Annotated in this window: 14 protein-coding genes and 2 pseudogenes; 10 read left to right on the top strand and 6 right to left on the bottom strand. The window is 58.3% G+C overall.

The features are described from left to right. From narJ to ACEPAJ_RS12455, 7 genes are all read left to right on the top strand, one after another. Nucleotides 1-756, top strand: a complete 756-nt coding sequence (gene narJ, locus ACEPAJ_RS12485) for a nitrate reductase molybdenum cofactor assembly chaperone (RefSeq protein WP_289240327.1) — start codon at nucleotides 1-3, stop codon at nucleotides 754-756. After that, on the top strand, nucleotides 749-1,444 hold the full coding sequence (gene narI, locus ACEPAJ_RS12480) for a respiratory nitrate reductase subunit gamma (RefSeq protein ID WP_425915116.1): 696 nt from the start codon (nucleotides 749-751) through the stop codon (nucleotides 1,442-1,444). The genes narJ and narI overlap by 8 nt, the downstream gene beginning before the upstream one ends. 79 nt (nucleotides 1,445-1,523) lie before the next feature. Beyond that, nucleotides 1,524-2,474, top strand: coding sequence for a peptidylprolyl isomerase (locus tag ACEPAJ_RS12475; protein WP_090253918.1), 951 nt, complete (start codon nucleotides 1,524-1,526; stop codon nucleotides 2,472-2,474). A gap of 44 nt (nucleotides 2,475-2,518) precedes the next feature. Then, on the top strand, nucleotides 2,519-3,511 hold the full coding sequence (gene moaA, locus ACEPAJ_RS12470) for a GTP 3',8-cyclase MoaA (RefSeq protein WP_090253917.1): 993 nt from the start codon (nucleotides 2,519-2,521) through the stop codon (nucleotides 3,509-3,511). Nucleotides 3,512-3,763: 252 nt separating this feature from the next. Further along, nucleotides 3,764-5,782, top strand: a complete 2,019-nt coding sequence (locus tag ACEPAJ_RS12465) for a ribonucleoside triphosphate reductase (protein ID WP_186343923.1) — start codon at nucleotides 3,764-3,766, stop codon at nucleotides 5,780-5,782. A 29-nt stretch (nucleotides 5,783-5,811) separates the two neighbouring features. Further along, a complete protein-coding gene (gene nrdD / locus ACEPAJ_RS12460) occupies nucleotides 5,812-5,961 on the top strand; it encodes an anaerobic ribonucleoside-triphosphate reductase (protein WP_090253914.1) in 150 nt (49 codons plus the stop codon). Between the two features lie 83 nt (nucleotides 5,962-6,044). Next, entirely contained in the window at nucleotides 6,045-6,782 is a 738-nt protein-coding gene (locus tag ACEPAJ_RS12455) for an anaerobic ribonucleoside-triphosphate reductase activating protein (protein WP_420875462.1), read from the top strand. Between the two features lie 6 nt (nucleotides 6,783-6,788). On the opposite strand, the gene ACEPAJ_RS12450 is transcribed toward ACEPAJ_RS12455, so the two are convergent. The 4 genes from ACEPAJ_RS12450 to ACEPAJ_RS12435 are packed head-to-tail and all read right to left on the bottom strand — an operon-like array spanning nucleotide 6,789 to nucleotide 9,928. Beyond that, the gene (locus ACEPAJ_RS12450; protein WP_425915112.1) at nucleotides 6,789-8,156 is read right to left on the bottom strand and encodes a 4Fe-4S binding protein; all 1,368 of its coding nucleotides are present in this window, start codon (nucleotides 8,154-8,156) and stop codon (nucleotides 6,789-6,791) included. After that, nucleotides 8,153-8,998, bottom strand: a complete 846-nt coding sequence (locus tag ACEPAJ_RS12445; RefSeq protein WP_425915110.1) for an FTR1 family iron permease — start codon at nucleotides 8,996-8,998, stop codon at nucleotides 8,153-8,155. Before ACEPAJ_RS12445 ends, ACEPAJ_RS12450 begins: the two co-directional genes overlap by 4 nt. A gap of 24 nt (nucleotides 8,999-9,022) precedes the next feature. Next, nucleotides 9,023-9,349 carry a cupredoxin domain-containing protein gene (locus tag ACEPAJ_RS12440; RefSeq protein ID WP_090253905.1) on the bottom strand — a complete coding sequence of 109 codons (327 nt, stop codon included), beginning with the start codon at nucleotides 9,347-9,349 and terminating at the stop codon, nucleotides 9,023-9,025. A 45-nt stretch (nucleotides 9,350-9,394) separates the two neighbouring features. Continuing rightward, entirely contained in the window at nucleotides 9,395-9,928 is a 534-nt protein-coding gene (locus ACEPAJ_RS12435) for an iron transporter (RefSeq protein WP_090253903.1), read from the bottom strand. A gap of 192 nt (nucleotides 9,929-10,120) precedes the next feature. On the opposite strand from ACEPAJ_RS12435, the gene ACEPAJ_RS12430 reads away from it, so the two are divergent. From ACEPAJ_RS12430 to ACEPAJ_RS12420, 3 genes and pseudogenes are all read left to right on the top strand, one after another. Continuing rightward, complete coding sequence (locus tag ACEPAJ_RS12430; protein ID WP_269381714.1) at nucleotides 10,121-10,348, top strand: hypothetical protein; 228 nt, start codon at nucleotides 10,121-10,123, stop codon at nucleotides 10,346-10,348. Then, a pseudogene (gene hemN / locus ACEPAJ_RS12425) lies at nucleotides 10,345-11,729 on the top strand (oxygen-independent coproporphyrinogen III oxidase). The gene ACEPAJ_RS12430 and the pseudogene hemN overlap by 4 nt, the downstream one beginning before the upstream one ends. Nucleotides 11,730-12,031: 302 nt before the next feature. Continuing rightward, complete coding sequence (locus ACEPAJ_RS12420; protein WP_090253897.1) at nucleotides 12,032-12,346, top strand: bacteriohemerythrin; 315 nt, start codon at nucleotides 12,032-12,034, stop codon at nucleotides 12,344-12,346. Nucleotides 12,347-12,481: 135 nt separating this feature from the next. On the opposite strand, the gene istB is transcribed toward ACEPAJ_RS12420, so the two are convergent. Both istB and istA read right to left on the bottom strand, forming a co-directional pair. Continuing rightward, nucleotides 12,482-13,237 carry an IS21-like element helper ATPase IstB gene (gene istB, locus ACEPAJ_RS12415; RefSeq protein ID WP_038408850.1) on the bottom strand — a complete coding sequence of 252 codons (756 nt, stop codon included), beginning with the start codon at nucleotides 13,235-13,237 and terminating at the stop codon, nucleotides 12,482-12,484. A gap of 17 nt (nucleotides 13,238-13,254) precedes the next feature. Next, nucleotides 13,255-14,768 (bottom strand): annotated as a pseudogene (istA, locus tag ACEPAJ_RS12410) (IS21 family transposase). Nucleotides 14,769-14,794: the final 26 nt, after the last annotated feature.

Genomic DNA, 14,794 nt, shown 5'->3' with positions numbered 1-14,794 from the left:
ATGCAAATTCTCAAGGTAATCTCGTTGTTGCTGGATTATCCGACCGAGCTATTGCTCGACGGCCGTGATGAACTGGTGGCGGCAATTTCCGCCAGCCGTGAAACCAGCCCGCAGCAACGCGCATCGCTGCATGAGTTACTGGCGCTGCTCTGCGACAACGACCTGATGGACGCCCAAGAGCACTACGGGGCTTTGTTTGGTCGCGGTCGTTCGTTGTCCCTGCTGATGTTTGAGCATGTGCATGGTGAGTCGCGTGATCGTGGCCAGGCCATGGTCGACCTTATGGCGCAGTACGAAGAGGCCGGTTTTGCCATCGGCGTCAAAGAGCTGCCGGATTACATCCCTCTCTATCTGGAGTACCTCTCCACCCGTGAAGACCTGGAGGCCCGAGAGGGCCTGGCTGATGTCGCACATTTGCTGGCGCTATTGGCAACCCGCCTGGAGGAGCGCGAAAGCGCTTACGCCGGCTGCTTCCGCGCGCTGCTGCAAATTGCCGGCGTGGAACCGCAGACGGCTATGGCCGAGGTGCGCGAGCAGGTCGCCGCCGAAGTACGCGACGACTCGTTGGAAGCCTTGGACAAGATCTGGGAAGAGGAGGCCGTCGACTTTATGCAGGCTGAGCAGCAGGACCGCTGCCCCAGTCAGACCACGCTGCCCGGCAAAGCCCGGGAGGAGTCCGCGGTACCGCTGCACTGGGTTGATTTCCAACAGGACGGGTTAGCCAGCGAGCTGCCCCAGGAGGCACGTCATGTCTAAGGTTGATCTGCTTTTGTTCGGGGTCTATCCCTACATTGCTCTGGCCATCTGTCTGCTTGGCAGCTGGGCGCGTTTCGATTTGTCGCAATACAGTTGGCGGGCCGGTTCCAGTCAGCTGATGAACCGCAATCCGGCTGAGCAGCGCTACATGCGCATTGCCAGCAACCTGTTCCACGTCGGAGTGTTGTTCGTGCTGGCCGGGCACTTTGTCGGCCTGCTTACTCCCGCCTCGGTCTATCACTATGCGATCAGCACCGAGAACAAGCAGCTTTTGGCGATGGTTTCTGGTGGCTTCTTCGGTGTGCTGTGCCTGATTGGTCTGCTGATGCTGCTCAAGCGTCGTCTTACCGACCCACGGGTACGCGCCAGTTCCAGCACCTCGGATATCCTCATCCTGATGGTGCTGCTGGTGCAGCTGCTACTTGGCCTGGCCACTATTTTCGCCTCGGCCGAACATATGGACGGCTCGGTGATGGTGATGCTCGGTAACTGGGCACAAAGCGTGGTTCTGCTGCAACCGATACAGGCTGCTACAGCTATTGCTCCGGTGGGCCTTGTGTACAAGCTGCATGTTTTCCTCGGCCTGACTCTATTTGTGCTGTTTCCCTTCACCCGTCTAGTACACATCGTCAGCGCGCCGGTGTGGTACCTGGGTCGACGCTATCAAATAGTGCGGCAAAAAGGCTGAGTCTGCGGTTTCGGCCGGTTATCTAAATCATCTGTTGTGCGGGGCACGCTGTGCCCTGTTCTAAGCGAGGAGTACCGTCATGGCGTGTGGATGCGGTGGTGGAAATGGGGGCGGGGGGTGCGCTGGTGGGCAAGAGCCTGTTCTGGCGCCAGTTGAATTGCCTACTGTGCAGGAGTTTATTCCGCCGGTGCGCGAGGCCGACAATCAAGCGGCCAGCGAGGCACCGGAGCTGATCGCCTCAAGTGAGCAAGAGTGGCCTCGAATCAAAGTCAATGGTATCGGCCTGGCGGTTGAGAATATTGCTCAAGAGCTTCAGTACCATCCGGCTGATACTCGCCAAGAAGCGGTATTTCTGGCTAGCCAGGCGTTGGTAATTCGTGAGCTGTTGACCCAGCGTATAAACGCCCTAGGCCTCAAGGTACAGCCTATTGATGGCGAAAGCCGCGAAGAAGCGGCTATTAGCGAACTAATTAAGCGCGAAGTGGTGCTGCCCAGCGCAGATCCTAAAGCGTGCCGGCAGTATTACGAAAATAACCGGGAACGCTTTGCCAGCGCGCCGTTGTTGGCAGCGCGGCATATCCTGCTGGCCTGCGCTGCAGATGATGTAGAAGGGCGCTCGCTGGCTAATGAGCAGGCGCATACTTTACTCGCGCAATTGCAGGCTGATGCCAGCCTTTTTGGCGAGTTAGTGCAAGCTCATTCAGCATGTCCTTCCAAGGCTCAAGGTGGCGCGCTTGGACAGATCAGCCAGGGGCAAACGGTCCCCGAGTTTGAGCGACAGCTGTTTCGCCTACCGGAAGGCTTGGCCGGTCGGCCACTAGAAAGCCGCTACGGTTTTCATCTGGTATGGGTGGACCAGCGTATCGAGGGCAAGCAGTTGCCTTTCGAAGTGGTAGAGGGCTCCATCCGCGCTGAGCTGGATCAACGCGTCTGGCAGGTAGCTGTGGTTCAGTACATCAAAGGCCTGATCGGTGCCGCAGACATCCAGGGCATCGTGTTGGAAGGCGCGGATTCGCCTCTGTTGCAGTAATCAGCGGCCAGGTCGCTAAGGCCAGGCGCATTGAGGAGCGTGAGATGGAAAGCAGTCTGCAGGATGGTTTTGGCCGTCACATCGATTACCTTCGCATGTCGGTGACCGATCGCTGTGATTTTCGCTGTGTCTATTGCATGGCTGAAGACATGACCTTTCTGCCGCGCCAACAAGTGCTGGGCCTGGAAGAGTTGTATCGCCTGGCGGCGTTGTTCGTACGCAACGGGGTGAAGAAAATTCGCCTCACCGGCGGCGAGCCGCTGGTGCGCAAGGGCATCATTGGTCTGTGCGAGCAGATTGCCGTGTTGCCGGGTTTGCGCGAACTGGTGATGACCACCAACGGCTCGCAACTGAGCAAGATGGCACAACCGCTGGCTAATGCGGGGGTCAAGCGGCTGAATATTAGTCTCGATAGCCTACGCGTCGAGCGCTTTCGCGCCATCACTCGCACAGGCGAATTGACGCAGGTGTTGTCTGGCATCAACGCCGCCAGTACGGCAGGTTTCGAGCGGATCAAGCTCAATACCGTGGTGATGCAGGGCCGGAACGCCGATGAGGTAGTTGAACTGGTGGATTACGCCGTCAACCGCGGGTTGGACATCAGTTTTATTGAAGAAATGCCGCTGGGTGAAGTGGGGCGCTCCCGTGGCGAGAGTTTCTGTTCCAGTGACTGGGTGCGCGAGCAAATTGCCGAGCGCTACAGCTTGGTCGATAGCGCCGAGCAAAGCGGTGGGCCGGCACGCTATGTGCGGCTAAAAGATTTTCCCGATAGTCGGATTGGCTTTATCTCGCCGCACAGCCACAACTTCTGCAGCACCTGCAACCGCGTGCGGCTCACAGTTGAAGGGCGTCTGTTGCTGTGCCTGGGCCACGAAAACTCGATCGATCTGCGCGCGCTGCTGCGCCGTTATCCGGAAACCGACACCCCATTGCTGAACGCCATCAATGCCGGTCTGGCGAGCAAACCGCTACGCCATGAGTTCAGCGTGGGTGGTGAGGTGCAGGTGCTGCGCTTTATGAACGCCAGCGGCGGATAACCCGATTTTACCCTCCTCGACCTGCTTTGCAGGTCGCTTGCCACGTGCGGATCTAACGGTCGGCCGTGGCTTTTTTGTTTAATTTCCCCTGTGGCTTTTCACACGCACTTTGCAGCCGTGACTCTCATCACAGAGGCTTTTCTGTGGTTCTTGACCGTGGTCAAGTTATAACCCGGCTTCGCGAGTAGATTACACATCATGTTGTGTTTATTTCTGGTGAAATAACTAGATGATGTGTTTTTGGAGGTAGTGATGCAGCTCGATAAATTAACCTTTATGCCGCAGGTATTACTCAAGCGCGATGGCAGCGAAGTCCCCTTCGACCTTCGCAAGATCGAGCGTGCCATTGACGCTGCTGGCCAGGCCAGCGGTGAGTTCACTCGTGAGGAGGTGCGTGCCCTAAGTGATGCTGTGCATGCACGCTTGATTCCGCCACATCCGCTTGATGTGGAGCGGGTGCAGGACACTGTGGAGCGAGTGCTAATGGAGGCGGGCTACTACGCGACCGCCCGCGCTTATATCGTTTACCGCGAGCGTCATGGCCGCCTGCGCCGCGACCGCCACAGCTTGATCGACGTAGCTGCATCGATGAATGAATACCTGTCACGCGAAGACTGGCGCGTGCAGGCCAACGCCAACCAGGGTTATTCACTCGGAGGCTTGATCCTCAATGTATCGGGCAAGGTCACCGCCAATTACTGGTTGGAAGAGGTGTACAGTCCGGCCATCGGCTTGGCCCATCGCGAGGCCGATCTGCATATCCACGACCTCGACATGCTCGCTGGTTACTGCGCAGGCTGGTCACTGCGTACTTTGCTTAACGAAGGCCTCAACGGAATTCCCGGGCGGGTTGAAGCAGGACCGCCGCAGCACCTGTCCAGCGCTCTGGGGCAGATGGTTAACTTCCTCGGCACCTTGCAAAACGAGTGGGCCGGTGCCCAGGCTTTCAGTTCCTTCGACACCTATCTGGCACCCTATGTGCGCAAGGACAGCCTCAGCTACGCCCAGGTACGTCAGTCGGTGCAAGAGTTCATCTATAACCTCAACGTGCCTTCACGCTGGGGTACACAAACCCCATTTACCAACCTGACCTTCGACTGGGTTTGCCCGGAGGATCTGCGTGAGCAGGTGCCCCTGATTGGCGGAGTGGAAATGCCGTTTTGTTACGGCGAACTGCAAGCCGAAATGGAGCTGATCAACCGTGCCTACATCGAAGTGATGATGGCCGGCGATGCCAAGGGCAGGGTATTCACCTTCCCGATCCCGACGTACAACATCACCCACGATTTCCCCTGGGACAGTGACAACGCAACGCGCCTGTTCGACATGACGGCGCGCTATGGCTTGCCGTATTTCCAGAACTTCCTCAACTCTGATATGCAGCCCAATCAGGTGCGCTCGATGTGCTGCCGCTTACAACTGGATGTGCGCGAGTTGCTCAAGCGCGGAGGTGGGCTGTTTGGTTCTGCCGAACAAACCGGTTCGCTGGGCGTGGTGACGATCAACTGCGCGCGTTTGGGTTATAGCTTCCGGCAGAACTGGGAGGGTTTGCTGCAGCGTTTAGACGAGCTGTTGCAGCTGGCTTATGAAAGCCTGGAGGTCAAGCGCAAGGTCATTCAACACCACATGGATAACGGCCTGTACCCGTATACCAAACGTTACTTGGGCACCTTGCGCAATCACTTCTCCACCATCGGGGTGAACGGCCTGCACGAGATGCTTCGCAACTACAGCGATGATGAGCAGGGCCTGCACACTGAAGCCGGTCGCGAGCTTTGTCTGCGTTTGCTCGACCATGTACGGGCACGCTTGGTCGAGTTTCAGGAGCACAGCGGGCACTTGTATAACCTCGAAGCTACACCGGCCGAGGGCACCACCTACCGCTTTGCTAAGGAAGACCAGAAACGCTTCTTCGATATTCTCCAGGCGGGCAGCGCCGAGGCGCCGTATTACACCAACTCCTCGCAGTTGCCGGTGGGGTTTACCAGCGATCCCTTCGAAGCGCTTGAACTGCAGGATGCTCTGCAGTGCAAATACACCGGCGGCACGGTGCTGCACCTCTACATGGCCGAGCGAATTTCGTCCGCCGAGGCCTGCAAAAAATTAGTACGCACAGCCCTGGGCCGCTATCGCCTTCCGTACTTGACGGTGACTCCTACATTCTCGATCTGCCCGGTGCACGGTTACCTGGCCGGCGAACATGAGTTCTGCCCGAAGTGCGATGAAGCTTTGCTGAACAAAAAGTCCTGCTGCGGTGCCTGCGGCGGCTAACTATTTCCCCCACAACAAGGAGTATCACCATGAGCACTGCCCAGCAATTACCAGAAGCCCAACGCCAGCGCTGTGAAGTCTGGACCCGCGTGATGGGTTATCACCGTCCGGTGACAGCCTTCAACCTCGGCAAGCAGTCGGAGCACCGTGAGCGTCGGCATTTTGTCGAGTCCAAATAAGTCTAAGTAACCTGCCGCCGCCCGTTCAGCGCATTTCTCATGCGCGTGAGCGGGCGGCGTTTTGCGTCCAGCAAGGAGGTTGTATGAGTAGCCCCTGTCAACAGTCTGGCTCACCTGATGCACTGGAAACGCCAATCCGAATCGGCGGCCTGCTGCCCATGACGACCCTCGATTACCCCGGTCATCTGGCCTGCGTGTTGTTTTGTCAGGGCTGTGCCTGGCGCTGCAGCTATTGTCATAACCCGGAACTGATCCGCGCACGCGTACCCACCGATATTAGTTGGCAACAGGTGCTGAGCTTTCTACGTAAACGCCGTGGTTTGCTCGAGGCTGTGGTGTTCAGTGGCGGTGAGGCGACCCTGCAAAAATCCCTACCGGACGCCATGCGAAAGGTGCGTGAGTTGGGCTTCAAGGTGGGCCTGCACAGCGCGGGAATCAAGCCGGGGGCTTTTCGCAGAATATTGCCGCTATGTGACTGGGTGGGGTTTGACGTCAAGGCGCTGGAGGACGATGTGGCGCTGATCACTGGAGTGGCGGGCAGTGGCCAGGCTAACTGGAACAGTCTGGACATACTTCTGGAAAGTGGTGTTGCCTATGAATGCCGTACCACTGTGCACTGGCAGCTGTTTGACTGTCAGCGCCTGCAGCGACTGGCCGAGCGCTTGGCCGGGCAGGGGGTGACGCACTTTGTGGTGCAGTTGGCCCGTGGGCAGAGCATGCTCGACCCCACTTTGGGCACCAGTATTACGCCTGCTGAAGCGGCGCAATTGTGGCCTTATTTACAGCAACTTTTCTCCTGCTTCGAGCTGCGTGAGGCGTGATGTGGATTACCAACCCCAGAACTGCAAGCGCCAGGCGTAACCTATCAACAGGTTGGCCAGCAGTAACGTTGCCAGTAATGGCAATCGTTGCTGAGCCGCTAGCGGGCGGCAAACCTGCCAACCCAACCATAGGCTCCAACAAATGGCCGCTAGCAATAAGCTGGCTCGGGCCGGTTGGATCCAGAGCAGCTGCAGTCCCTCGTAACGCAATAACTTAACTGAAGTGGCGGATAACCCTAGAAAAAGCCCGGCAGCGCCTAGTGGCAGCAAACAGAGACTCAGTTGTCGAGTAAATGAGTGCGACTGACCCGCGAGGCGTGTGGAAAAGTGCAAAAGAACATGCAGAGCGCCTCCAAGCAGTAGGCTACTAGCTGCTAGGTAGAGCACGATGCACAGACCGTCGAGCCATGTGAATGTATCGTTCTGGTTGGGGTAGTTAGTTAGAAGCCACCAAGGGGCATCAGCTTCTAACAGCCAGAAGATTTTCTGCTGTACCAGCCACTCAGCCATCGTTTGTTTAAGGCTTACAAACCAGGGGCTAACCGTCCACTGGAATGCGCCAATCGCAAGTCCGATGACTCCATATAACAGCAGGCACACCTCCCACGGGCGGCTGTCGCTGGCACCATACTTAACGATTTCCTCATTACTGGATCGAGCAATCAGTTGCACTGCATCACGTTGCCCGCTGCAGCGGCCACAGGCGTGGCAGTCCGAAGCACCGCGCATGCGGCGGATGTCCAGCAGGGGCGCGCAATTGGGTGGTGGTAAATGTGGGCTCGCATTGGCACGCCAGCGTTGCTCATCGACCTGGAAATGTACCGGCGCGAGTTTGGCTAGTAGGGCAAAAACCCCACTTACCGGACATAAATAGCGGCACCACACGCGCTTACCACGGCCATATAAATAACCCACCAGCATGGCGGCGATGGTTGAACCACCGAGAATCAGCAGAGCGGCCTGGGCGTAGTCGTATACGCTGATCAACTGGCCATACAGCGTGGTGAGTAAGAAGCCGAACGTTGGCCAGCCGCCCCAACGCATCCAGCGTGGTACGCCCCAGCCTCGACCCCGTTGGCTGGCCCATTCGCTCAGCGAGCCTTCGGGACATAAGACGCCGCACCATAGCCGGCCGAACAGCACTATCGACACCAGTACGAATGGCCACCACAATCCCCAGAAAACGAACTGGGCAAACAGCGTCAGATTATCTAACAGACGGGCATCGCCGGCGGGCATCGGCAAAAGAGCAGGCACCATCACCAGTCCCGCGTAGAACAGCACCACCAACCATTGCAGCCTGCGGATCAGCGCGCCGTTACGACGCATGGCATTCCCTAAGCTGCTGAGACGGCGGTTGACGGCGTTTTTCATGCGACTTTGCCCATCAAGGCTCTGCGCGGCGGTCGCAACAGGCTCCAGGCGAGCAGCCAGTAATAACCCAGTCCAACCACATGCAAAGCCGAAGGTCTGGCTCGGTAGCCACTGAGGTTGGACACCAGGGCGCCTATTTTACTGCCGTCGTCCAGTAGCGCCGAGGTGTCCCACATGGCGTTGCTCAGCACGGAGTAGATCATCTCCGGTAAGTCCATGGCCATCCACTGGCTACTGGCGCGATCGAGCGTGCTCATCAGCAGTGCACTGCCGAGTAGCAGTAGCAGTACTTCGCTGACCAGAAAAAACTGACGCCAGGCAATAAAGCGGCTGCCAGCTTGCAGTAAGCCAAAGCACAGCAGTCCGAGCAGCAGGCCCAGCCCAGCGCCCAGCGCCAGACTAGTGGAGTTGACAGAGGTGCTGACGCCGTAAAGGAAAATGACGGTCTCGCTGCCTTCGCGCGCCACCGCCAATGCTGCCAGCAGAGTTAGGCTGTTCAAGCGGCCCTTCTGCAGAGCCCTGTCGGCTTGATGCTCCAGTTGCTGACGCAGTTGTCCACTGTTGCGGGCCATCCAGTGCACCATCTGCAGGATCAGCCCGCAGGCGAGCAGGCTCAGCGCTGCTTGGAACCATTCCCCGCCTGGGCCACTCATCCAGTTTCCGGCCGCGGCCATCAGCGTTGCCAGCAGGCCGGCCAGTAGCAGGCCAAAACCGACGCCTGCCCACAGGTGTATCAGGGCTTGCTGCTTACCGGGTTGGCGGCGCAGCCAGGCATACAGAATGCCAATTACCAGAAGGGCCTCGACGCTTTCGCGCCAGACGATCAGCAGGGCTTGCTCCATTACGGATACCTCGAAGTGTAAGGGTCAACGAGCCTCAATCACGCCCTGCGGTAGTTCGGGATGGAACTCGTCGAAGAACAGGTAGCGTCCGGGTTTTAGTGGGTGAATAACCACGAAGGAGCTGACGCCGGGGCTGAGCACCTTCTCCACGCGCAGCGGGGTGCTCTCGAACTCGATGGGCCCATTACCGACGTTGTTGACGATTATTTTGAAGCGCTGCCCCGCGTCCACCTGCAGGCTGGCCGGGGAGAAGTGACCGTCACGGATATTCAGTTCGTAACTCGGTAGCGGTGCAGCTAACAACCCGTAGGGCAGGGCGGCGAGCAGCAGGCATAGGGCTGGATAGTGCATGCAACTCTCCCGGGTAAGGTGGCCTGTGCAGATACGCCGCATAGGTCAGTAACCGCCCTTTTTGCCGATGCCGGCGAAGATGAAGCTGTAGCTCAGTTCGCATGTGGTGAACCACGGGGCTACGCCGGTCTCCTTATCGATATGCCGGCCGAAGTGCTGCCCGTGGCTACCAGGGGCACTGACCCAATAAGTCAGCAGATAGCGGCCAGGCCCGAATAGCTTGAGGTTGTCGCCATAATGCGGTCCGTCATTGGCCACCATGGCATGGAAGTCGCCCTCAAGTACCTGGTCGCTGCCGTCTTTAGTCAGGCGATAGCGCACACTCAGGTAAGGCACAAAGCTGCCTTCCTGAAAGCCGTGGGTGTTGTTTTCTAGGGCGCTAATATCGGCTTCCATGTGCACGTCGGAGTCGATCGCAGGGCGCATCATGCCGGGCGGGTCCATTTCGATCGGCTGCAGGTACACCGCACCGACCTCCATGCCCGCACACTGCTGGGGTTCACCAATCGGGTATTCCTTGGCCTGAGCGCTGATGACGGCCAATAGGCTTGCCAGAGCCAATATGAAGCGAGGTTTCATTTATAGGTTTCCTTCGGTGTTTAAGTTGACCGAAGGATATGCATAAGAAACGCAATCAATAATGATTCTCGTCAATTTTTATCAGCAATCGCTAGCGCGGAGGAGATACCTAACTGGAGGTATGGCGCACACCGATTAAATGGTTGAGCCTAATACGCATAAAGTCCTGATTTAAAGCGCGGGAATTAGTCGATGCCGCAACGCCATATGATCGCTAATACGCTGGCCCTAATGCACCAGAACCAGCTTGCTCTAGGTGAGTCTATCCAGTTCATTTCAGCTTGGTGCCAGCACCAGGGGCTTAACGAACTGACCCTAGGGTTGCAGCCGCATATGGCTTTGCTGACACGTAATGCCCTACAAATCAACGATCGCCTGCAAGACCTGCTTGAATGTCTGCCGGCCAGCGAGCAATCATGAACCAGCCAGTGACTTTCAACCGCGCCCTGGTCGAAAAGTACGACCGGCCGGGTCCGCGTTACACTTCGTATCCCACCGCGCCTCAGTTCCATTCCGCCTTTGCCTTAGATGACTATCAAACTGCAGTTCGCCTCAGCAACACAGGCGCCGCCAAAGCATTGTCGCTCTATATTCACATCCCTTTTTGTCAAAGCCTTTGTTACTACTGCGCGTGCAACAAAATCATTACCCAGAAAACCCATCGTGCAGTCGAATACCTGGAATACCTAAAGCGTGAGATCGCCATGCAAGGTGCTTTGTTCGCGCCCTCGCGTACGCTCACACAGCTGCATCTAGGGGGGGTACGCCCACTTATCTGACCCATGAGCAACTGGTTGAACTGATGGCTGCGTTGCATGAGGCCTTCAATTTGGATGACAGCGATAATCACGAGTTCTCCATCGAAGTTGACCCGCGCACTGTCAATACTGGGCAAATTCACCAGCTTCGTGCGCTGGGCTTCAATCGTCTGAGCTTTGGCGTGCAGGATTTTGATGCGGCCGTACAAGCGGCGGTCAACCGCGTGCAGAGTGAAGCGCAAGTGCGCGAACTGGTAGCAGCGGCCCGTGAGGCCGCATTTAAGTCTGTGAGTGTGGACCTGATTTATGGCCTGCCGTTGCAAACACGCGCCAGCTTCGGCGTGACCCTCAACAAGGTTATCGACCTGCTCCCGGATCGTATCGCTGCTTACAGCTATGCCCATTTGCCTGAGCGGGTGCGAGCACAACGGCTGATCCGGCGTGAAGACATGCCGCCGCCTGAGCGGAAAATGGAGCTACTGGAACTAACCATCGAACGCCTGACCGAAGCGGGCTACGTTTACATCGGTATGGATCACTTCGCTCTGCCCAATGACGAGCTCAGTCTGGCTCGCGAGCAGGGCACGCTACAGCGTAACTTTCAGGGTTATTCCACCCATGCCGACTGCGACTTGATTGGCTTGGGCGTGTCCTCCATCGGCAAGGTGGGCGATACCTACAGCCAGAGCGTCAAGGAACTCTCGCAGTATTACGCCCGCCTCGATGAAGGACTGCTGCCGGTCCACCGCGGTTATCAATTAAATGCGGATGATCGCCTGCGCCGCGACGTGATCAATGCCCTGATGTGCCATGGCCGGGTGGAGTTCGCCATGATCGAAGCGCTACACGGCATCGACTTTTGCGCCTATTTTGCCGATGCGCTAAAGCAGTTACGAAGCCATGTCGACGATGGTCTGGTTCTGCTGACTGACGATCATTTGACGCTGCTGCCGCAAGGCCATCTGATGATGCGCAGTGTGGCCATGGCCTTCGATGCGTACCTAAGTATGGAGAGTGCTGAGCGTTTCTCGCGCACGGTCTAGGTGGGTTCTTGCAATGACGATTTAGCCTTCATTCAACACAGATTTCGTGCTTATGGTACGGGCCGCTTCGGATGAAGGCAGTTTTAAAACTGCCATTAATTCATTTTTTACGATTGGTTTGATGCCTCTCCAGCCAAAGCGCCGAGCGCTCAGCGCGAGACATTAACCAGAAACGCTTTTGGGAGAATCTGCCCCCTGTCTGGCTAAACACTGGGTTGGCTGTTTGCTCGGTTACACACCAGCCAGCAGCAATAATCCTGTTACAGCTTTATATGGCGCTCGCGCAAACGAGGCATCCCTAGATGCTAGAAAACAACAGCGAAAATTCATTATTTGAAATATTTCCATGGAACCGGAATTTCGAAACGGGCATCGCCTCAATCGACCAACAGCATAAAGTTTTGGTGGAAATTGTTAACCGACTTGCTCGGCACTTCGCCTCCAACCTCTCGGACAGTTGCTGCAATGGGATTCTGGATGAGCTGCTGGATTATGCAGAGTTTCATTTCGAGGCTGAGGAGCAAATTTGGCATTATGCGTTCTCTGATAGTCAGCAAACGCGCGATCATAGCGACGACCATCAATTGTTCATTGCCAACATTCGTGAGCTGTTATAGCCGCCAGGCGCCGCAAAACGAGGTCTTGACTGCGGATTCCACGCCATTCGGACACTCAGCCCACGCTGATCCGGACACCTGTTCCACGATCATTCGGACAGGCAGTCGGAGCGCAGCGACGCAGGGGTTGCATTGTTAGTCTGAGGCGCCCGGCGCCGTCAATTTCTTCACCCGCTTTCTCATCGACTCGCCCTTGAGGTTGATCCGGTAGGCGTTGTGCACCAGGCGGTCGAGGATGGCATCGGCCAGGGTTGGATCGCCGATCAGTTCGTGCCAGTTGTCCACGGGCATTTGGCTGGTCACGAGGGTCGAGCGCTGGCCGTAGCGGTCGTCCAGTAGCTCCAGCATGTCGCGGCGCTGTTCGGCGGTGAACGGGGCCAGGCCCCAGTCATCAAGGATCAGCAGGTCGGTCTTGGCATAGCCGCTCATCAGCTTGGCGAAGCGCCCGTCGCCATGGGCTAGGCCCAACTCTTCCAACAGGCGCGGCAAGCGCAGGTAACGCACGCTGTAACCCTCTCGGCAGGCCTGGTGTGCCAGGGCGCAGGCCAGCCAGGTTTTACCCACGCCGGTGGGCCCGTTGATGATCAGGTTGAGTCCGTCGCGTAACCACTGACCGCTGCTCAGCTGGAGGATCAGCGCCTTGTCGAGTCCGCGCGGGCTGCGGTAGTCGATGTCTTCGAGGCAGGCGTTGTGCTTGAGCCGGGCCTGACGCAGGCGGCTGCTGAGGCGCTTGTCGTCGCGTTCGGTCAGTTCGCGGTCGACCAGCAGGCCGAGGCGTTCCACGAAGCTCAGGCTGTCGATGTCGGGGGTTTTCAGTTGCTCGGCGAGTGCCTTGAGCATGCCGGTCAGGCGCAGGGTCTGGAGCTTGTCCAGGGTCGGATGGGGCAGCATGGTGGGATTCCTTGTGTTCAGTGGTAGTAGCCGGGGCCGCGCAGATTGGCGTGGTCGTCCGGCAGCAGGGGCAGGTTGGCTTGAGCCAACGGCAGGCTTTCCAAACCCTGGCGCAGGATCGATTCGAGGCTCTTGTAGCTGCACGCACCGAGGCTGAGGGCGCGACGGCAGGCCAACTCCAAGCGCACTTCGCCATGGGTCTTGCCCAGGCGCAGGATGCCCAGGCAGGCCCGGTAGCCTTGGGTTGGGTGGATGCGCCGTTCGAGGATGTGGCTGATCACGCCGGCCGTGTTCGGCCCGGTCTGCTCAGCCCAGCGGATCAGCCGTTGTGGCGTCCACTCGGCGTGCTCGCGATGGCTCTTGGGCATGTGCTCGGCCTGTGTGCTGTGCCGGCCCTTGTGCGGTGAGCGAAGGTGGCTGGCCACCCGCTGATTGGCGTGGAAGCACTCCACCGTGCGCGCTGTCAGGCGTACTTCCAGTTGTTTCTTCACCAGTTGGTACGGCACCGAGTAGTAGTGCCCATCAACCTCGACGTGGTAGTCGATGTGCACACGCGCCTTCTTCCACTCGGCATACACGTAGGGTTGCTCCGGCAGCGGCCGCAGCACCGGACGATCCAGGGCTTCGAAGGCCGAGTGCCGGGAGCCCGGCAGCTTGCGAAACGGTCGTCGGTTGAGGCGCTCCAGCAATAAGGCGATGGCGCTGTTGAGTTCGTCCAAGGAGAAGAACTGGCGGTTCCTCAGCGCGGCGAGGATCCAGCGCTCGACCACCTGCACGCCGACCTCGGCCTTAGCCTTGTCGCGCGGCTTACGCGCCCGCGCCGGCACCACCGCCACTCCATAGTGCTCGGCCAGATCGCGGTAGCTCGGGTTGATGTCCGGCTCGTAGCGATGGCTCTTACTCACCGCGCTGCGCAGGTTGTCCGGCACCACGATCTCCGGCACGCCCCGAGGAAGGCGAAGCAGCGGGTATGCGAGCCCAGCCAGTCCGGCAGCTGCTGCGACCAGGTGGCTTCGGCGAAGGTGTAGCTGGAGGCGCCGAGCACCGCGACGAACACCTGCGCCTGGCGGATCTCGCCGCTGTGCCGGTCGATCACCGGCACCGTCTGCCCGGCGTAGTCGACGAACAACTTCTCGCCGACACGATGTTCCTGGCGCATCACCACGTCCAGCTTGCCCTGCCAGGCCCGGTAGTGCTCGCAGAACCAGCTGTACTGAAAACCCTGCGGCTGGCTCAGGCGATACTCCTGCCAGAGCAGCGCCAGGGTCACGCCGGGGCGACGCAGCTCGGCGTGCACCCAAGACCAATCAGGCAGTGGCCGCTGCTCACTGGGCACCGCAGGGGCCAGTGGGAACAGTTGCTGTTCCAGTTCGGAATCGGACAACGAGCAGGGCCAGGCTAGACCGCTGGCGGCAAAGCGACAGAGGTAATCACCGGCACTGCTGTGGCCTATGCCCAGACTGCGGGAGATCTTACGGACAGACAGCCCGCAATCGAACTTGAGGCGCAACACCTCACGGATTTTACGCATGGACAAACGCTCCACGACGACCTCTC

The sequence above is a fragment of the Pseudomonas sp. GWSMS-1 genome (assembly GCF_049847425.1).
GTDB lineage: Bacteria > Pseudomonadota > Gammaproteobacteria > Pseudomonadales > Pseudomonadaceae > Aquipseudomonas.
Note: the sequence above shows the minus strand (reverse complement) of the source record. Positions and strands in the feature narration are given on the sequence as shown.